The organism is Mesorhizobium sp. f-mel, assembly GCF_053850215.1.
Genome location: NZ_JBSPTO010000020.1, coordinates 49,929 through 68,598, shown reverse-complemented (window position 1 = coordinate 68,598; position 18,670 = coordinate 49,929). Strand labels below are relative to the sequence as shown.

17 protein-coding genes are annotated in these 18,670 nt (G+C 63.8%); 7 read left to right on the top strand and 10 right to left on the bottom strand.

Annotation, left to right across the window (positions count from 1 at the left end; translation table 11 throughout):
• Positions 1–155: 155 nt before the first annotated feature.
• Both ACWUKX_RS22020 and ACWUKX_RS22015 read right to left on the bottom strand, forming a co-directional pair.
• Positions 156–1,805 carry an ABC transporter substrate-binding protein gene (locus tag ACWUKX_RS22020; protein ID WP_456008947.1) on the bottom strand — a complete coding sequence of 550 codons (1,650 nt, stop codon included), beginning with the start codon at positions 1,803–1,805 and terminating at the stop codon, positions 156–158.
• Between the two features lie 43 nt (positions 1,806–1,848).
• Complete coding sequence (locus ACWUKX_RS22015) at positions 1,849–3,399, bottom strand: trimethylamine methyltransferase family protein (RefSeq protein WP_456008945.1); 1,551 nt, start codon at positions 3,397–3,399, stop codon at positions 1,849–1,851.
• A 92-nt stretch (positions 3,400–3,491) separates the two neighbouring features.
• Here ACWUKX_RS22015 and ACWUKX_RS22010 point away from each other — a divergent pair, with 92 nt between their 5' ends.
• Entirely contained in the window at positions 3,492–4,406 is a 915-nt protein-coding gene (locus ACWUKX_RS22010) for a LysR substrate-binding domain-containing protein (RefSeq protein ID WP_456008943.1), read from the top strand.
• Positions 4,407–4,412: 6 nt separating this feature from the next.
• Here ACWUKX_RS22010 and ACWUKX_RS22005 read toward each other — a convergent pair whose 3' ends face one another.
• Positions 4,413–5,402, bottom strand: a complete 990-nt coding sequence (locus ACWUKX_RS22005) for a zinc-dependent alcohol dehydrogenase family protein (RefSeq protein WP_456008942.1) — start codon at positions 5,400–5,402, stop codon at positions 4,413–4,415.
• Between the two features lie 105 nt (positions 5,403–5,507).
• Between ACWUKX_RS22005 and ACWUKX_RS22000 the strand changes: the two genes are divergently transcribed.
• Positions 5,508–6,410 carry a LysR family transcriptional regulator gene (locus tag ACWUKX_RS22000; RefSeq protein WP_456008941.1) on the top strand — a complete coding sequence of 301 codons (903 nt, stop codon included), beginning with the start codon at positions 5,508–5,510 and terminating at the stop codon, positions 6,408–6,410.
• 81 nt (positions 6,411–6,491) lie between these two features.
• Positions 6,492–8,351: a DNA mismatch repair endonuclease MutL gene (gene mutL, locus ACWUKX_RS21995; protein ID WP_456008939.1), complete on the top strand. Its 1,860-nt coding sequence runs from the start codon at positions 6,492–6,494 to the stop codon at positions 8,349–8,351.
• Between the two features lie 243 nt (positions 8,352–8,594).
• Here the strand turns inward: mutL and ACWUKX_RS21990 are convergent, their stop codons facing one another.
• Positions 8,595–9,488, bottom strand: coding sequence for a DMT family transporter (locus tag ACWUKX_RS21990; RefSeq protein ID WP_456008938.1), 894 nt, complete (start codon positions 9,486–9,488; stop codon positions 8,595–8,597).
• 90 nt (positions 9,489–9,578) lie between these two features.
• Between ACWUKX_RS21990 and ACWUKX_RS21985 the strand changes: the two genes are divergently transcribed.
• Positions 9,579–10,505, top strand: coding sequence for a LysR substrate-binding domain-containing protein (locus tag ACWUKX_RS21985; RefSeq protein ID WP_456008936.1), 927 nt, complete (start codon positions 9,579–9,581; stop codon positions 10,503–10,505).
• A 142-nt stretch (positions 10,506–10,647) separates the two neighbouring features.
• Positions 10,648–10,881 (top strand): DUF2093 domain-containing protein, encoded by a 234-nt coding sequence (locus ACWUKX_RS21980; protein WP_095496171.1) that lies wholly within the window; start codon positions 10,648–10,650, stop codon positions 10,879–10,881.
• A 92-nt stretch (positions 10,882–10,973) separates the two neighbouring features.
• Here ACWUKX_RS21980 and lpxK read toward each other — a convergent pair whose 3' ends face one another.
• From lpxK to ACWUKX_RS21950, 6 genes are all read right to left on the bottom strand, one after another.
• A complete protein-coding gene (gene lpxK, locus ACWUKX_RS21975) occupies positions 10,974–12,002 on the bottom strand; it encodes a tetraacyldisaccharide 4'-kinase (RefSeq protein WP_456008934.1) in 1,029 nt (342 codons plus the stop codon).
• Position 12,003: 1 nt separating this feature from the next.
• Entirely contained in the window at positions 12,004–13,320 is a 1,317-nt protein-coding gene (waaA, locus tag ACWUKX_RS21970; protein WP_135937209.1) for a lipid IV(A) 3-deoxy-D-manno-octulosonic acid transferase, read from the bottom strand.
• Positions 13,317–14,105, bottom strand: coding sequence for a lysophospholipid acyltransferase family protein (locus ACWUKX_RS21965; RefSeq protein WP_456008933.1), 789 nt, complete (start codon positions 14,103–14,105; stop codon positions 13,317–13,319). Before ACWUKX_RS21965 ends, waaA begins: the two co-directional genes overlap by 4 nt.
• Positions 14,106–14,110: 5 nt before the next feature.
• Positions 14,111–14,356 carry a DUF4170 domain-containing protein gene (locus ACWUKX_RS21960; protein WP_029354097.1) on the bottom strand — a complete coding sequence of 82 codons (246 nt, stop codon included), beginning with the start codon at positions 14,354–14,356 and terminating at the stop codon, positions 14,111–14,113.
• Positions 14,357–14,432: 76 nt separating this feature from the next.
• Complete coding sequence (locus ACWUKX_RS21955) at positions 14,433–15,239, bottom strand: 3'(2'),5'-bisphosphate nucleotidase CysQ (RefSeq protein WP_456008931.1); 807 nt, start codon at positions 15,237–15,239, stop codon at positions 14,433–14,435.
• On the bottom strand, positions 15,226–16,569 hold the full coding sequence (locus tag ACWUKX_RS21950) for a TldD/PmbA family protein (protein ID WP_456008929.1): 1,344 nt from the start codon (positions 16,567–16,569) through the stop codon (positions 15,226–15,228). Before ACWUKX_RS21950 ends, ACWUKX_RS21955 begins: the two co-directional genes overlap by 14 nt.
• 334 nt (positions 16,570–16,903) lie before the next feature.
• Here ACWUKX_RS21950 and ACWUKX_RS21945 point away from each other — a divergent pair, with 334 nt between their 5' ends.
• Entirely contained in the window at positions 16,904–17,977 is a 1,074-nt protein-coding gene (locus ACWUKX_RS21945; protein WP_456008986.1) for a glycosyltransferase family 2 protein, read from the top strand.
• Positions 17,952–18,644, top strand: a complete 693-nt coding sequence (locus ACWUKX_RS21940) for a class I SAM-dependent methyltransferase (RefSeq protein WP_456008928.1) — start codon at positions 17,952–17,954, stop codon at positions 18,642–18,644. The genes ACWUKX_RS21945 and ACWUKX_RS21940 overlap by 26 nt, the downstream gene beginning before the upstream one ends.
• The last annotated feature ends 26 nt before the right edge of the window (positions 18,645–18,670 follow it).

The following is an 18,670-nucleotide window of genomic DNA, read 5'->3' as shown; positions in this document are numbered from 1 at the left end:
CTCCAGGTTTTCGTGGTGGGAACCGTTCAATACCACGAATCCTGCATCCCGGATTTTTTGCGGCCCATGAAATCCTCTTGGGCGTTAACTCAGGCGCCCTTGGGCGTTAACTCAGGCGCCCTTGGGCGTTAACTCAGGGCCCCTTGGGCGTTAACTCAGGCGTCCAACCAGACGTTCTGGAGATCCATCTCGAAAGTCTGGTGGACAGCGTAATTCTTCACCTTCTTGTCCATGTGGCTGTACAGCTTCTGCCAGAACGGCTGAATGATGACGCCCGAATCCTGCAGGATCTGCTCGATGTCCTTCATCACCTCGCGCCGCTTCTCCACGTCGACGAGCGACAGGGCCTGCTTGAGCTTGGCGTCGAAATCGGGATTCGAATACGCCGTCTCATTCCAGGCCTCGCCGGTGCGATAGCCGAGCGCCAACACCTGAACCCCGAGCGGGCGCATGTACCAGATCGTCATGGAATAAGGATATTTCGTCCAGTCGTTCCAGAAGGTCGAGCCCGGCAGCACCGTTCGCTTCACCTTGATGCCGGCATCGCGCAACTGGCCGGCGATCGCATCGCCGGTGTTCTTCTGCCACTCGTCCTCGACGGTGATCAGCTCATGCTCGAAGTCCGCCTGCCCCGCGTCGGCCATCAGCTTCTTGGCGCCGGCCGCGTCCCGCGTCTTCTTGGGCAGCGGATAATATTCCGGATGGATCGGGCTGACATGGTGGTTCTCGCCGACGGTCCCTCGCCCGGCATAGCCAAGTTGCAGCACGGCGCCGTTGTCGACCGCCATCTGCAGCGCGTTGCGCACCTTTTGGTTGTCATAGGGCTTGTGGGTGATGTTGGTGCGGGCAACCAGTGTGGTCGCTGTCGCGACCTCCGATTTCACCAAATCCATCTTGTCGAGGATGTCGATGAAGTCTGCGGGCGTCTCGAAGTTGATGTCGATCTCGCCGGACTCGAACGCGTTCACGGTGGCGTTGAAGTCGGTGCCGTAGTCGATGAATTCGACACTGTCGAGAGGCGCCTCGCCGCCCCACCACTTGCCGTTCTCACGACGCTTGACGACCGCTTTCTGGCCGACATCATAAGAGACAAGCTCGAAAGGTCCAGTACCGATCGGCTTCTTGATCGGGTCGGCGCCGTCGGCGTCAAAGTTGCGGTGGACGACGAGCGCCGGATAGTCGGTGAAGTTCGGGATCAGCGAGATATCAGGCTCGTTCAGCTTCAGCTTGACGGTGTTGTCGTCGACCTTGGTTATGGCGCCATCCCTTGCCTTGCCGGTCTTTGCGTCGATCAGCGCGCCGACGCGCGCGGCCATCGAATTGCCCGAGGCGCCTTTCTCGCACCAGCGCGTCAGATTGAAGACAACGTCATCGGCGTTGAAGGCATCGCCATTGTTCCAGGTCACGCCCTTGCGCAGGTGCAGCGTATATTCGGTGGCGTCGTCATTGACGTCCCAGCTTTCGAGCAGAACCGGTTCGAAGGTGAACTGTTTGGTGTAGCGCACCAGCGGCTCCAGCCAGGTGCGGGTGACGTTTGCCATCTCCACCCAGTCATAAGTGCGGGGATCCTTCTGCGCCTTCACCGACATCGAAACGTGCAGCGTTCCGCCCTTCTTCGGCTCCTCGGCCAAGGCCCGCTCCGGCACGGCAAGGCCGATCATGCCGTAGGCAAGGGCCGTCGATGCCCCAAAGGCGCTTGCCAGCGCCAGAAATTCGCGCCGGTCTATCCGGCCTGCACGCGTCTCTGCCGCCATTGCCTCGATCGCATTCGGCACGCGATCGCCGTTGCTTCTGAAGATTGTCATTTTTTCCTCCCGTCTGATTCCCGTCAGGTCTTCGCCTGTCCTATTAACTAACGCTGTCCGGCAGCTTCTCCTCACGCAGCGCAATCAAATCTTCGAGACCATCGGCAATGCCCTCATCGAGCTTCGGCTCCTCATAATCCGCGAGCATGTTGCGCGCTTTCTCGCGGCCGCGCGTGTCGTGGTCCTTTGCCCCTTCAGCCTTCCACTGTTCGTAGGAATTGAAGTCCATGATGCTGGGCATGAAGAAGGCGGACTCGAAATGTTCAAGCGTGTGCTGGGTGCCGAGGAAGTGGCCCTGCGGCCCCACCTCGCGGATCGCCGCCATCGCTTCCTTGAAATCGTCGAACGGAAGGCCGCCAGCATATTTGTACCAGCCAACAAGCTGTTCGCAGTCCGTCGCAAATTTTGAATAGCCGCAGGTCAGGCCGGCCTCGAGCCATCCGGCGGAGTGCCAGATGTAGTTGGCGCCGGCAAGGATGGCGGCATGCATCAGCATGTTCGCCTCGTAGCCCGCCTGGGCGTCATTCAGCTTCGATCCGACATGGAAGCCCGACGTGCGCCAGGGCAGCCGGTATTTCCGCGCCAGCGCCCCCATCAGATACATCATCTGGGCCGCCTCAGGCGTGCCGCCCATGGGAGCGCCGGTCTTCATGTCCACCGTAACCATGAACTGCCCGTAGATCTGAGGCGAACCTGGACGGAGGAGCTGTGTGAACGCGACGCCAGCCAGCGCTTCCGCATTGACCTGCGCGACCGCACCTACGGCAGAGGCCGAAGTCGAGGCGCCGCAGAGGGCGAACGGTGCCAGGATCAGCGGCTGGTTGTGACGCGCATAGACCTTCATCGCGTCCAGCATGGTGGCGTCCCATACCAGTGGCGAGTTGCAATTGGTGATCGCCACCAACACAGGGTTGTCACGGACGTAGTCCTCGCCGAAAACGATGCCTGCCATCGCCATCGTGTCTTCGGCTCGATTCCTGGACGTCACGATGCCCATGAACGGCTTGTCGGAATGCTTCAGCGCCGAATGAATGATGTGGAGGTGACGCTTCGGCACCGCAATTTCCATCGGCTCGCAGATGATCGAGCTCGACGAGTGCAGCGCCGGCGCCATGTAAGCGAGCTTATGAAAATTCTGAAGGTCGGCGAGCGTGCCATAGCGCCTGTTGTTGTCGAGGTCGCGCACGTAAGGCGCGCCATACATCGGCACGAAGATGGAATTCTTACCGCCGACGCGGACCGAGCGCTCAGGGTTGCGCGCATTGAGCGTGAACTCCGGCGGGACTTTCGAGACGAGTTCCATCAAGAGCGCGCGGTCAATGCGGACGCGCGTCTCAGAGACATCGGCTCCGGCGGCCATCCACAGTGCTATGGCCTCGTCGTCGCGGAACTCGCAGCCAACCTCTTCGAGGATGGCGAGCGACTCCTGGTGGATAAGCTCGACAGCCTCGTCCGGGACCATTTGGTATGCGGGTATGTTGCGAACGAGCGTCGGAAACGACGCCATGGGAGTTCCCCGCAGCGCCTTGCGGCCCAAGCGGCCGCCACCTCGGCGGCTGGCGTGTTCGGTGACTTCGGCGGCCGGTGCGTTCATGGCAACTCTATCCTCCCAATGACGACCAGCCTAGCGAGAGGAAATACAGCTGTGACGCTGGAAAATCCTGATCTCTTGTATAAGCTCAGCTTATGCGAAGCTTGCGCCATCTGCTGCCATCGGCTGGCAGCCTGATCATTTTCGAGGCCGCCGGGCGGTTGTCGAGCTTTACCGCCGCCGGGCGAGAGCTCGGCATGACGCAGGCTGCCGTGTCCTATGCGATCCGCGGCCTTGAAGAGCAGCTGGGCGCGAAACTGTTCCAGCGCCGGCATCGGCAGGTCAGCCTTACCGAAGCCGGCGAGCGCTTCCACGCCGACGTCTCGCTCGGCCTGTCGCACATCCGCAGGTCAGCGGAGGACCTGCGCCAGCAGGCGACCGGCGGCCATGTGACGCTCGCCGCGTCGACGGCGTTTGCCTCGTTCTGGATGATGCCGCGCCTGCAGCAGTTTCGCGACGAACTGCCGGGCATCGACCTGCGCATCCAGACCGCCGACCGCGATCTCGACATCATCGCCGAAGACATCCCGCTCGGCGTTCGCGGCGGCGAACCGAGGGAATGGCCGGACTATCATTCGCTGCCGTTGGCCGATGAGGAAATATTCCCGGTTGCGGGCGCGAGCTATGTGGCGCGGTTCGGGCTGCCGGAAACGGTCGAGGATCTTCCATCACACCGGCTCATCCATCTCGAAGAGCCGTTTCGCGATGCCGCGAGCTGGGACGAGTGGTTCCAGTCGGCCGGGGTCAACATCACCGATGCCGGGCGCGGTTTGCGCATCAACGACTATGCGCTGGTGATCCAGGCGGTCATGGAAGGGCAAGGTATTGCGCTCGGCTGGGGTCACCTCGCCGAGCGGCTGCTGGCGTCGGGACTGCTGGTGCGTGCGACCGGCCACACGATGACGACCGGCAAGGGATTTCATATCATCTGGTCGAGAAACCGCGAGCTCAGCGACAACGCCCGCAAGGTTCGGGACTGGCTGGCCGCGCAAGCGCGAGGCTCCCATTAATGCTCGTCAAACCGTCACGACAATCTTGCCGAATTGCTCGTTCGACTCGAGAAAGCGATGCGCTTCGACGATCTGGTCGAATGAAAAGGTTTTGGCGATTGCCGGCTTTAGCGAACCTGACATCAATCCGTCGAGGATGAACGCCTTGGCAGCTTCCAACTTCACCGGATCGCCAGTGATCTCGTGGACGAGATAGCCGCGCAGCGTCAGCGTCTTGGCCAGCACGGCGAACAGCGGGAGCGGCGTCGGCTCGGGACTCAAGCCGCCATATTCGATGAGAATGCCACCCCGTGCCATCGCCGCCGTCAAAGGCCCGAATATCGGGCCGCCGACCGCGTCGAGCACCACTCGGATGTTGTCCGGGCTGGCGATTTCCTTCAGCCGGGCTTCCAGATCTTCTTCCGCTGAAGAAATGACATGGGCCGCGCCAAACTCGAGCAGGGCCTCTCTCTTGGCAGATGTCCGCGTGGCCGCGATCGGGGTCGCACCAACCATGTTGGCAATCTGGATCGCTGCAAGTCCGACACTGCTCGAGGCTGCGGTGATGACGACAAAGTCCTCCCTGCTGAGCTTGGCAATGTCGATCAAAGCGCCATAGGCGGTGAGATATTGCATCCAGACGGCTGCCGCCTCTTCCCAGCTGAGCGATGGCGGGTGCTTGACCACGAGATGGGCGGGATATGTGGCAATCTCACCATAGGCGGGCCAGCGGGCCATCGATAGTGGCGGCACGACGCTGACGGCCTCACCTGGCGCAAAACCGCCCACGCCTTCGCCGACGGCTTCGACGATACCCGCTGCTTCAAGGCCAAGACCGGAAGGCAACGGCGGCGTCTGGATATAAGTGCCCGAACGCAGCAGCGCCTCGGCCCGGTTGAGACCCAATGCCTTGACCCGGATCTGAATCTCGCCCCGACTAGGCCTGGGAATATCGACATTCTCGATGCGCAGAACCTCGGGACCACCATGCTCATGAAAACGAACAACACGCGCCATCCGGGTCATAACTCCAAATCATTTGAACTGAATACGCTATGCCAAGGGCCGTCTGGCAGATAAATGATTGCCTGGGCAGAACAGTAGAAACTGAGAGTTTTGAATATGGATCGCCTTACCAGCATGGCCGTGTTCGTCAAAACCGTCGATCTGGGTTCGTTCGCGGCGACTGCTGCCGCTCTCGATCTGTCGGGACCGATGGTCGGCAAGCATGTCCGGTTTCTCGAGGAGCGTCTGGGTGTGCGCCTCATCAACCGGACCACTCGCCGCCAGAGCCTGACCGACTTCGGGCGCGCCTATTATGAGCGCTGCCGGCTGGTGCTCGCTGAAGCCGAGGCTGCAGATGCACTCGCGGCCGATCAACTTTCCGAACCACGCGGAAAGCTGCGCGTCATCATGCCTGTGCATTTCGGCCGGCGCTGCGTAGCCCCGATCCTGCTGGAGCTTGCGCAGCGATATCCTGCTCTGGAACTCGACCTGTCGTTCAGCGATCCCATCGCCGATCTTGCAGAGGATGGCTGCGATCTTGCCATCCGGACCGGCAATCTGGAGGGTCAGGCCGGCGTGATCGCCCGGCGCATCGCGCGCCAGCGCATGGTCGTCTGCGCGTCGCCATCCTATCTCGATATGCACGGGTGGCCACGGCAGCTAGGGGATCTCGGCAGCCACCAGGCTATCATCTACCGCCGTTTGGGCCGTGTCGTTCAACCATGGCTGTTTCCACGCAATGGCCAGCCTGCGCTGGAGGTCATGCCGGTCAGCCGGCTGCGGCTCGACGACCTCGATGCCATCGCCGATGTCGCGGCGGCCGGCATGGGGCTTGCCTGGCTGCCATACTGGCTGGTTCGTGAACGCATTCAGGCCGGCGCACTTGTCGCGCTGTTGCCGGAACAGCCGGGATTTCTTTACGACGCCTATGCGCTATGGCTGCAGACGTCTCACTTGCCGCTGAAGGTCCGTCTGGCCGTCGATGCGCTGGCGGCAGCACTGCCCAGGCTGATGACGTGAAATGCAGGAGTGCGGTGGGCGGCGCGGATTCCTCAATTCTGCCTCTCCCGCATGGGCGGCGAATCCGCGTATAGTGCCTTTATGCCCATCCGCCAGCTTTCCGAAACGATGATCAACCAGATCGCCGCCGGCGAAGTCATCGAGCGTCCGGCAAGCGTGGTCAAGGAACTGGTCGAGAACGCACTCGATGCCGGCGCTGCCCGAGTCGAGATCGTCACCGCCGGCGGCGGCCTCAACCTGATCCGCGTCACCGACGACGGCTGCGGCATCCCGGAGAATGAACTGGCGCTGGCGATCGCACGCCATTGCACCTCGAAGCTCGCCGACAACATTCACGACATCCGCTCGCTTGGCTTTCGCGGCGAAGCGCTGCCGTCGATCGGCTCGGTGGCGCGGCTGTCGATCCGCTCGCGCACGGCCAACGGCGACAGCGCCGCCGAGATCGGCATCGAGGGCGGGCGCGTGTCCGCCATCAGGCCGGCGGCCGCCAATCGCGGCACCACGATCGAGGTGCGCGACCTGTTCTTCGCCACGCCGGCGCGGCTCAAATTCATGAAGGGCGAGCGCGCCGAAAGCTCGGCGACCAGCGATGTGATCAAGCGCATCGCCATCGCTTTCCCCGCCGTGCGCTTCACGCTGGCCGGTTCCGACCGCTCGACGCTGGAACTGCCGGCGACCGACGACAGCCCGGAAGGCCGGCTGCGCCGCGTCGCGCAAGTGATGGGCGCCGACTTTCCGGAGAATGCCATTGCCATCGACGCCGTGCGGGACGGCGTGCATCTCGCCGGTCACGTCTCGATCCCGTCGTTCAGCCGCGCCAATGCGCTGCAGCAATATGCCTATGTCAACGGCCGGCCGGTGCGCGACAAGCTTATCGCCGGCGCCATCCGTGGCGCCTTCGCCGACGTGCTGCCGCGCGACCGCCATGCCGTGACGGTGCTGTTCCTGACGCTCGATCCGGCCATCGTCGACGTCAACGTCCATCCGGCCAAGGCCGATGTCCGCTTCCGCGATCCGGGGCTGGTGCGCGGGCTGATCGTCGGCGCCATCCGCGAGGCGCTCGCCAATGCCGGCATCCGCGCCGCCACATCAGGTGCGGCCGGCATGATGGCGGCGTTCCGGCCGGGCGCGGCGTCCTATGCCCATGCCGGTCCGGCCAATGGCCATCGTGGCTACGAGGCCGCCTATCGGGCATCGGGCTTTGCCGGGTTCGATGCTGCCCGTTCGCCGCAGCGGCCGCTCGATATGGGCTCTGCAAATGGCGGCTTCGGCGAGGACGAGCAGGCGGCCTTCGATGCCGGGCCGCTGCACAGTGCCGACGCGCGCGCCGGGCAAACCGAAGCGGCGGACACGCTGCTCGGCACGGCATTGGGCGCCGCGCGCGCGCAAGTGCATGAGAACTATATCGTCGCCCAGACCAGGGATTCGCTTGTCATTGTCGACCAGCACGCGGCGCATGAGCGGCTGGTCTACGAGGCCTTGAAGAACGCCCTCCACTCACGCGCGGTGCCGTCGCAGATGCTGCTTTTGCCCGAGATCATCGATCTGCCGGAAGAGGATGCCGAGCGGCTTGCCTTGCATTCCGAAACGCTGGCCCGCTTCGGCCTCGGCATAGAGCGTTTCGGCCCGGGTGCTGTCGCCGTGCGCGAGACGCCGTCGATGCTCGGCGAAACCAATGTCCAGCAGCTGGTACACGACCTTGCCGACGAGATCGCCGACAACGACACGGTCGACACGCTGAAAGAGCGGCTGGACAGGATAGCCGCGACCATGGCCTGCCACGGCTCGGTGCGTTCCGGCCGCCTGCTCAAGGCAGAGGAGATGAACGCACTGCTGCGCCAGATGGAAGCGACGCCGGGATCCGGCACCTGCAACCACGGCCGCCCGACTTATATCGAGCTCAAGCTTGCTGATATCGAAAGACTGTTCGGGCGGCGGTGAAGGGACTGAGCTTGTCAGTTCTGACGGCGCAGTCCCCCTCTCCGGCCGCTTCGCGGCCACCTCTCCTCCATTAAAATGGGGGCGAGGAAACACCAATCGCCAAGGCCGCGACCCCGGAAAACTTGGGTTCCTCGCCCCACGAAGTGGGGAGAGGTGGTTTGCGAAGCAAACCGGAGAGGGGAAATCATAAAGAGCCGTTCGAAACAGATCTCTATGATTCAAGCAAACCTTCGAGCCTCTGATTTACCTCTTCAAATTCACCACGATCACACCGCCCAGCGCCAGTGCGCCACCGAGAATGCCGAGCAGCGTCGGCACCTCGCCCAGCCAGAAGAAGCCGATCAGCGTCGCTACCGGCGAAACCAGATAGAGGAAGTTCGAGGCGCGCGCCGCCGGCAGCCGCGAAAGCGCTGTTGACCAGGCGGCGTAGGCGATGAGGCTCGGCACGATGCCGAGAAAGATGACGGCGCCGAGACCGGCGTTGTCGGCAACCGCCCCCTGCGCCAGGCCGCTCGGCAGGAAAGGCAACAGGCAGAGCGCGCCGAGCACCATGTTCGAGGCCGAAATGGTCAATGGATGATGGCTGGCAAACAACGGCTTTTGCACGATGGTGTTGACGGCAGAGCACAGCGCCGAGCCGAGGACCAGAAGCGCGCCATTGTTGAAATACAACCCTTGCCCCTCGCCCATGGCGATGATGCCGATGCCGGCGAAGGACAGGAATGTGCCGGCCCACGCCAGGCCCGAGAAGCGTTCGCCGAGCAGCGCCATCGCCATGATCGCGGTGAAGATCGGGCTGACGTTGATGATGAACCCGGCAGCACCAGCCGAAACGGTCAGTTCGCCGAAATTGAGCATTACCGTGTACAGCGCAACGAAGACGGCGCCGCCGAACCCGAAGCGCCACAATTCATCGAGCCGGGGCAGCGCCGGCCGCTTGACGGCGAGGAAGATCGCCGCCGGTACCGCCGCGATGGCGAAGCGCAACGCGCCGAGTTCCAGCGGCCCGAAAGCGACGAGGCCGGCACGGATCGCCGGAAAGGCGGAGGCCCAGCCGACCACTGTCAGCGCCACCGCAATGGCCGCCGTGGTATCTATCCGCTGTGTCGTATTCAACGTGCCGGTACAGGCGTTCATGTCATTATTCCCGCGTTTCATGTCCTTAAACACACAAAACGCCTTTCCTGATCGGTTGACAAACGACCAAATCGAGGGTCAGCTGTGACTATGGATCACAGCTCGGACGCAATACTGCCGCTCGAAACCCTGCGCGCCTTCGACGCCGCGGCGCGGACGGGCAGCTTTTCGGCGGCTGCCGAGAAACTCAACCTCACCCATGGCGCCGTCAGCCGGCAGATCGCCAAGCTCGAGGACTGGCTCGGGCTGAAAGTGTTCGATCGCGGCGCGCGTGGGGTAGCGCTGACGATCGAAGGCAACCGCCTGCATCTGCGCACCACTGAGGCCTTCGCGCTGATATCCAGCAATTCGGACCGCTGGGTCGAACCGCGCGGCACCGCCGTGGTGCGGCTGACCTCGATCCCTTCGGTCAGCGGGCTGTGGCTGATGCCGCGCATGGCGGCGCTGGAAAACAATCCGTCCAAGCTGCGCATCGTGCTCGACGTCGACATCCGCCAGGCGGACCTTGCCGATGACGGCATCGATCTGTCGATCCGCTGCGGCCGCGGCCGCATCCCTGGCCGCGTCTCGGTGCAGCTGTTCGAGGAACATGTGTTTCCGGTCGCCTCGCCGGACCTCGCCCGCGAGATCGGCCGTGGCGACCCTGCCCGGCTGCTCAAATTCCCGCTGATCAACGATTCCGACGCCTCGGCCTGGCGCGCCTGGTTTGCCGCGCAGGACATGGACTATCGCCCGCGTCCGCAGGACCGCCGCTTCGAGGACTACAATCTGGTGCTCGACGCCGCAGCCCATGGTCTCGGCATCGCGCTGGCGCGGCCGCCGATGACCGAGAATCAACTGAAGTCAGGCCGCATCGTCGCTGTGGACGACCGCATCGTTCTCAGCCCGATATCCTACTGGCTCGACCGGCCTACAGGGCGACCGCGCGCCGCCGCCGCCGAGCTTGCCCGGCGCATCGCGGCCCAGGCCGGGCTGGCGGCGGAAAAGATCGAGGAGTTCATCGTAGCCGAACAGTAGGATGCCGGACATCCACTTTGCCGGCTTGCTCGGCTGGTTGTCGTCTGAAACAGAGCCGACCAGAGCCAATCTTGTCTCGCTCAAGCTTGACCTTGCCGGCATTTTGTGGCGATGACATCGTCATGAACCTCGGCTCCATGTCATGATGAACCGCTTCGAAGGCCCCGGCGGCAAGGAAGCCCGTATCCGCTACCTGGACGGCGACTTCCAGGTGACCAGCCCCGGCGCCTTCGTGCGCTGCGCGGTCACTGGCGAAAGCATCCCGCTCGATGAGCTCAAATACTGGAGCGTCGCCAGGCAGGAGCCCTATGTGAGTGCCGCGGCCTCGCTGCGCCGCGAGATCGAGGCACATCCCGAAATGCGCAGCCGGCGCTAGTCTGACGCATATGAAAGCCGCTCTGTAGCGATCCTGTCCCTCCGGCATCTCCGCAAAAGTTCGACCGCCGCGGCGCTCGAAGGTTCTCTGATTCAGCCCTGCAGCTTGCGCTGCCGCCAGGCATCCAGCGTCTCGTCGATGATGCGTTCAGGCACGTGGTCGGGATCGAACACGGTGTCGATCTCCAGCACATCGAGCTGTCCGAGGAAATCGGCGGACGCGGCATCGTGGCGCAGCCGAGCGGCGTCCTTGGCGGTGGTGATGAGCCCAAGTCCGGCACCTCGCGCTGTCGCTGACAGTTCGGCAAGCTCGTCCTCGCCATAGAAATGATGGTCCGGAAACGACCGGGTCAGCGCAACCTCGCCGCCGGCCTCACGGACCGTGTCGAAGAATTTGTCGGGATGGCCGATGCCGGCAAAGGCGAGGAATCGCTTGCCGGCCAGCCCCGCCTTGCGGCTTGGCCGTGTACGCGCCTCGAAGATCGGCCGGCCGGCACGCGCCGCCTGGCGGACGACCGCATCGGCAGCAAGGCCATCGCCCATCTTCAGCAGCGCGCTGGTGAAAACCAGTTGGTCGACGATATCAGCCCTGAGCGGACCGCCAGGAATGACGTGGCCGTTGCCGACGCCGTAGCGTGCATCGACGACGACCAGCGCATAGTCGATATGGATGCGGGCGCTCTGGAAACCGTCATCCATGATCAGGAAATCACAGCCATGCTTTTCCAGTAGAAGGCGCGCGCCGGCGGCACGGTTCGGCGTCACTGCGACCGGCGCGTGCTCGGCCAAAAGCAGCGGCTCGTCGCCGACATGCTTGGCGGCGTCGTGATGCGGATCGACGACATGCGGCTGCGCGAAGGAGCCGCCATGGCCGCGCGACAGGAAACCGGGATTGAGCTGCATGCGCCTGGCCTGCCGGGCCAGGGCGATCGCCACCGGCGTCTTGCCGGTGCCGCCGACGGTGAAGTTGCCGACGCACAGCACCGGCGCCTCGACTTTTTCGCGCGCGGCCGAGCGCATGCGGCGGCCGGCAACGAGCGCATAGATCGCGGACAGCGGCGCCAGCGCCAGCGCCCGCCAGTCCGGTTCTTCCCACCAGAAGGGGGGCGCTTCGCTGGCCATCTTAGCGGCCGTTGGCGCCCTTGAGGCGCGACTTGACGACCAATGGCTGAATGTAAGGTTCGAGCGACTTCAACGTGAGCGCCAGCGCACCGCGCATCTCGTCGACGGTCGCCGCGCCGGCCGCCATCATCTCATGGCGAGCCACCTCGTTGCTCAACAGGAAATTGACGGCGCCGGCCAGCATGTCGCGGTCGCGCACCAGCTTGGCGCCGCCGCTGTCGAGCAGGCGCTGATAGGTCTCGCGAAAGTTCTGAACATTGCGGCCGGCCAGCACCGCCGTGTCGAGCATGGCCGGCTCCAGCGGGTTCTGGCCGCCCTCCGAGGTGAGCGAACGACCAACGAAGGCGATCTCTGTCAGCCGGAGATAAAGCCCCATCTCGCCCATCGTGTCGCCGAGCAGAATGTCCGTATCGGCGATGATCCGGTCGCCCTTGCTGCGCCGAGCGACTTTCAGGCCCATGCCGGAAATCTGCGCGGCAAGCGCTTCGGCGCGATCGGGATGGCGCGGCACGACGATCGTCAAAAGACCGTGGTGACGCTTGTGCAGCATCGCGTGAACCTCGGCAGCGACCACCTCCTCGCCGTCATGGGTCGAGATCGCCGCCCAGGTCGGGCGGGCGCCGATCTGGCGCTTCAGCGTGTACAGCGCCCTTTCATCGGCCGGCGGCGGCGTGGTGTCGACCTTGAGATTGCCGGATACGGTGACCGGCCGGGCGCCGAGCGAGAGGAAGCGCTCGCCGTCGACATCCGACTGGGCAACAACATGGGCAAGATTCTCGAACAGCGCCTCGGCGATGTTGGCGCGTTTCTTCCAGGATTTGAACGAACGGTCCGACAGCCTGCCATTGACCAGCACCTGCGGCACACGGCGCGCACCAAGCTCCAGGATGGTCATCGGCCAGATCTCCGATTCGGCGATGATCGCCAGATCCGGCCGCCAATGGTCGAGGAAGCGGCTGACCGCCGGCTTGAGGTCGAGCGGCACATATTGGTGGATGATGCGATCGCCGAGCCGTTCGTCGGCAACCTGAGCGGAGGTGACAGTCCCTGTCGTCAGCACGATGTTGACGCCGTAGTCGAGGATGCTCTCGACCAGCGGCACGACGGCGATTGTCTCGCCGACGCTCGCCGCGTGGATCCAGATCACCGGTCCCTCAGGGCGCTCGCGCCCGGCGATGCCATAGCGTTCGCGCCGGCGAATTCGGTCCTCCTTGCCCCTGGAGGTGCGCCAGGCGACATAGGGTCCGATCAGCGGGTAGGCGACTGCGCCTGCGAAACGATACGCCGTCAGGAAGGTGCGCGCCCAGCGCTCGCTCATTTTGAGCCATCCACGAGGCGATAGGCCTCGGCGGTCGCGGCGTTGAGCGCGGCCGTGACCTCCTGGCGCTTGCGTTCCATTTCGGCCTCATCCGCATTGGCCGGAACGAAAACCGGCGCTCCGACGACAATCGAGGAGCGGCCGAACGGCAGGTTGATCGTGGTCTTGTCCCAGCTGCGCTCCAGCACCTTGCGGCGGCTGGTGGCGATGGCGGCGGGCAGGATCGGTCGGCCCGAAAGCCGCGCCAGGAGAACGATGCCAAGCCCCGCATCGCGCGGCGTGCCATGCGGAATATCAGCGATCATGGCGACGTTCTTGCCGGTGGCGAGTGACTTTTTCAGGGCGATCAGCGCTGTGGCGCCGCCCTTGTCGCGGCGCTTCGAGTTTTCGCGTCCGCCCGAGCCGCGCACCGCCTCGATGCCGAATTTCTCGATCATCAGTGCATTGAGCTCGGCATCGGCACTACGCGACACCATGGCGACCAGCGGCCGTCCTTTGGGATAGTAGGCCGGAGTCAGAAGATGCTGGCCGTGCCATAGCGCGATGATGATGGGTTCGAACTGCGAATAGGCGCCGCCCGACATCTGCGCCGACCCGTCGACGACACGGTTGGTCAGGCGGATGATGCGAACGAACTGCGCAAATAGGCTGGCGATGGCGTTCTTGACGAATCGCGATTGCGCCAGCGGTTCGCGTATTTTGCGCCAGAATGTCTTCGAGGTGCCACCGCGGCGCCCCCTTACCGCGGACCTCGTGGGCGGCCCTTTCACGGCTTCATGATCCATCAATGTCAACCGGCGGCCTTGTTGTCGGGGTCGAGCAACCGGTGCAGGTGAACGACGAAATAACGCATGTGGGCGTTGTCCACGCTGGCTTGGGCCTTGGCTTTCCACGCCGTTTGCGCGGACTGATAATCCGGATAGATGCCGACGATATCGAGCGCGTCGAGATCACGGAATTCTGTCCCGCCCAGCGTCTTCAGTTCCCCGCCGAACACCAGGTGCAAAAGCTGCTTCTTTCCGTCTTCCGCGGTCATGTCGGTCCTTCACATATCGTGAGTTTGTGACAGGTCTAGACCAAAGCCGCCGACTTTGGAACCATTGATGATATGTTCAACCGTTCAGCCCTGCGATGATGCCGGAGAGCACGGCGAGCAGTTCGCCGCTGCCGGCAACCAGCGCGCCGTGGTGGATCACTTCGCCGGCATAGCGCGGTGCGCGGCCATTCTGGTCGAGCAATGCGCCGCCGGCCTCGCGCAGGATGAGATCCGCCGCGGCGATGTCCCAGTCATGGGCGTTGGGTTTGACGAAGGTCGCGTCGAGCCTGCCATTGGCGACCATCGCCAGCCGGTATGCGAGCGAGGGAATATAGGGCACGCGGCTCAGCCGGCCCTGCCATTCCGCCGGCATCAGCCCTACCAATGGCTTCGGCCCGCCGATTTCGACCATTGCTGCCGGGCGGCGCACGGCAATGCGACGGCCATTCAGGAACGCCCCCTCACCGGGCAGCGCCCAATAGGTCTCCTCGGTGGCGGGACATTCGAGAACGCCGGCAAGGGTGCGGCCGTCCTCGACCACCGCGACGCTGACGCACCAGGAGCGAAGGCCTTCGAGGAAGCCGCGCGTGCCATCGATCGGATCGACGACGAAGGTGCGGCGGGCGGCAAGCCTTGCCGGATCGTCGGCCGTCTCCTCCGACAGCCAGCCATAGTCCGGCCGCGCTGCAAGCAAGGTTTCGCGAAGATAGGCGTCAGCGGCGTGATCGGCCTCGCTCACCGGCGAGGTGCCGCCCTTCATCCACACCTGCGGATTGTTGCCGAAATAGCGCATGGCGATGGCGCCCGCCTCGCGGGCGGCGTCGCGCAGCAGTGGCAGATCCTCGCGAGCCCCGGCGGAGGTGACCTGGTCAAGCTCCGGCAAGGGTCATGCCTTCGATCAGAAGCGTTGGTGCGGCGGTGCCGAAATTGCGATCGAGATCGCTCGCCGGAACCATGTTGAGGAACATGGACTTCAGGTTCGAGGCGATGGTCACTTCCGCAACCGGATAGGCGAGCTCGCCATTCTCGATCCAGAAGCCGGAAGCGCCGCGACTGTACTCGCCAGTCACCATGTCGACGCCCTGGCCGAACACTTCGGTGACGTAAAAGCCTGATTTGAGCGACTTGATGAGGTCTTCGGGCGTCCGCTCGCCCGGCTCGATAGCGAGGTTGGTTGATGACGGCGAGACGGAGGAGCCGTTGCGCGAACCGCGCCCGTTGGTGGTCAGCCCCAATTCCCGCGCGGCCGAGGTGGAGAGGAACCAGTGGTTCAAAACGCCCTTCTCAACCATGAGCAGCTTTTCGCCCTCGATGCCTTCACCGTCGAACGGACGCGACGCCTGGCCGCGGAGCCGGAGCGGCTCGTCGGTGACGGTGATCGCGGCCGCCGCCACCTGCTTGCCCATCATGTCGCGCAGAAAGCTGGTCTTGCGCGCGACGGACGCGCCGTTGATGGCGCCGGCGAGATGACCGGCAATGCCGCGGGCGACGCGCGGGTCGAACACTACATCGACCGGCCCGGTCGCCGCCTTGCGCGCGCCGATGCGCCGCGCGGCGCGTTCGCCGGCCTTGCGGCCGATGTCCTCGGGCGCGTCCAGGTCGGAGAAATGCTGGCGCGAGGAGAATTCATAGTCGCGTTCCATGCCGGTGCCCTCGCCGGCGATCACGCTGGTCGAGCGCGAAAAGCGCGACGCGACGTAGTGGCCGACAAAGCCGTGCGAGGTGGCGAGCACCAGCCCGCCAAGCCCGGCGTTGGCGCCGCTGCCGGCCGAATTGGTAACGCCCTTGACGGCAAGGGCCGCCGCTTCCGCGGCCAGCGCCGCTTCCTTCAACTGGTCGGCCGAGACTTCCGTTGGATCGAACAGATCGAGGTCGCGCGGCTTCTTGACCAGCAAGGCCGGATCGGCGAGGCCCTGATAGGGATCTTCCGGCGAGACTTTCGCCATCGCCACGGCGCGCTCGGCTAGCGCTTTCGGGTCGGAGGCAGCGGTTGCCGAGACGCTCGCCACCCGCTTGCCGACGAAGACGCGTAGCGAAACATCCTCGCTCTCGGACGCCTCGGTGCCCTCGACCTTGCCAAGCCGCACCGACACGCCGGTCGAACGGCCGCGCACCGCAACCGCGTCGGCGGCGTCGGCGCCGGCCCGTTTGGCAGCCTCGACCAGGGCCGCGACGCGGTCGGTCAATTTCGCTGAGTCCAGCGTATCGGTCATGTGCATAGTCCTGTTTTCCCGCCGGGCGGGCGCTCCGCACCATCTATTGTTCCAATGTGGCTTGTGCAATGGCAGAAGTGGCAAGCAGGGTAGATCGGCCAGCAGACACTCGTCTTTAAGCGGCATGATCCGAGCGGGTCTCAAAGGCTGCTTCGCAGCGATTTCGGACTGGCCGATGGCCCTTTGACGCCGTGCTCCGACCACATGCGGACGTGCGATTGCGGTAACGCCTTTGTCCTTTCCACTCATGATCGGCACCTGCCCGAAACCGCTAAATTTAGCGATTTCTCGTGTGTCCTTGGAACTTTGTAGCTTGCGTTCCATTTTCAATCGCATGCGAGACTCTGTGATCCAAAGCATCAGGACTGCGGTGAACGTGTCGCCGCCGCGGTACTCGCTGGTCCTTCCCATATACAATGAAGAACAGGTGCTGCCTCGACTAATCGAGCGGATCAGTTCGCTGATCTGCCGGTTGGACGGCGAGGCTGAGGCGATCTTCGTCGATGACGGAAGCCTCGATGGAAGCGTCGAATACCTTCGGAACGTCGTCGCCGTCGAGCCGCGCTTCCGGCTGATCGAGCTTTCCCGCAATTTCGGCCACCAGGTCGCGATCACTGCCGGCATGGACGCGGCTGCGGGTGATGCCGTCATCGTCATGGATGCCGACCTGCAGGACCCGCCGGAGGTGGTTCTCGATCTGGTGGCGAAGTGGAAGGAAGGCTTCGAGATCGTCTATGCCCGCCGTGTCAAGCGTGAGGGCGAATCCTGGTTCAAGCGCTTGACGGCGAGCCTCTTCTACCGCCTGCTGGAGAAGATGACGTCGGTCGACATCCCGCGCGACGTCGGCGATTTTCGCCTGGTCGGACGCAAGGCTCTGGAAACCTTCAAGCAAATGCCCGAACATGATCGTTTCGTCAGGGGCATGTTCGCCTGGATGGGGTTTAAGCAGACGGCGGTGCCTTTCGAACGCCCCGCGCGGACGCTTGGCCAGACCAAATACCCATTCTGGAAGATGATGCACCTTGCCGTTCACGGCATCGTCAGCTTCTCCGAGAAGCCGCTGCGCATGGCGCTGTGGGGCGGATTGGCCATCTCCGCGCTTGCGGTGGTGTTCGGTACCTTCGCCATCTTCGCCTGGATTTTTGAAACCGGCATCATTGCCGGCTGGACATCCACTGTGGTGATCGTGTCGCTCCTTTGCGGCATCAATCTTTTCATGACCGGCGTGATCGGGCTCTATGTCGGCGGTATCCACGCTGAGGTCAAACGCCGTCCGCTTTACGTGATCGATCGGGTCGCCGGCTTCGACACGGCAGTGCGCGCTGCCACCCCGGGTGATAGCCGTCGATCGTTTCGGAAACCCAGAAACGGAGCCTCGGCCGATGGCCGAACTCTTCGACAGCTATAAATCAAATTATGGCGAGGCGGTCGCAGGATCCATCCGGTTTTCCGGACTCAAGCACGACTTCTTTCTGATCGCCAAGGCCGACCTGCTGCGGCGTCTCGTGGTCGAGCGAAGGCTTCGGCAGGGCGGTGCCGGTGTGCGGGCGCTGGATGTCGGCTGCGGCGTCGGGTCGCTCCACCCTTATCTCAAAGGCGTCTTCGAGCGCCTGGATGGCTGCGACGTCTCGGAGGAATCGATCCTGCGCGCCGGTCAGGACAATCCAGGTGTGACCTACCGCGCCTGTACCACGCCGAGCCTGCCTTACGAGGACGGCGCGTTCGATCTGGCTTTCGCCAGTTGCGTCGTCCATCATGTTCCGCCCGTCTCCTGGCTCGATTTCTTCCGGGAGATGCGGCGCGTGGTGCGGCCGGGCGGCGTCGCCTGCATCATCGAACACAATCCCTATAACCTGCTGACGCGTCTTGCGGTGTTGCGGTGTCCATTCGACCAGGACGCGGTCCTGCTCAACGCGGCCAAAGCAAGGTCCCTCTTTCAGGAGACGGGCTTCAGCGATATCCGATCCGAGCATTTCCTGCTGCTGCCCTCGGCCAGGCCCTTCGCCCGAAGACTCGAACGCGTGCTCGCGCCCATGCCGCTTGGAGCCCAGTACGCGTGCAGTGCGTATGTCTGAGGGCCGTTCGACCGCCCGCATCGGGC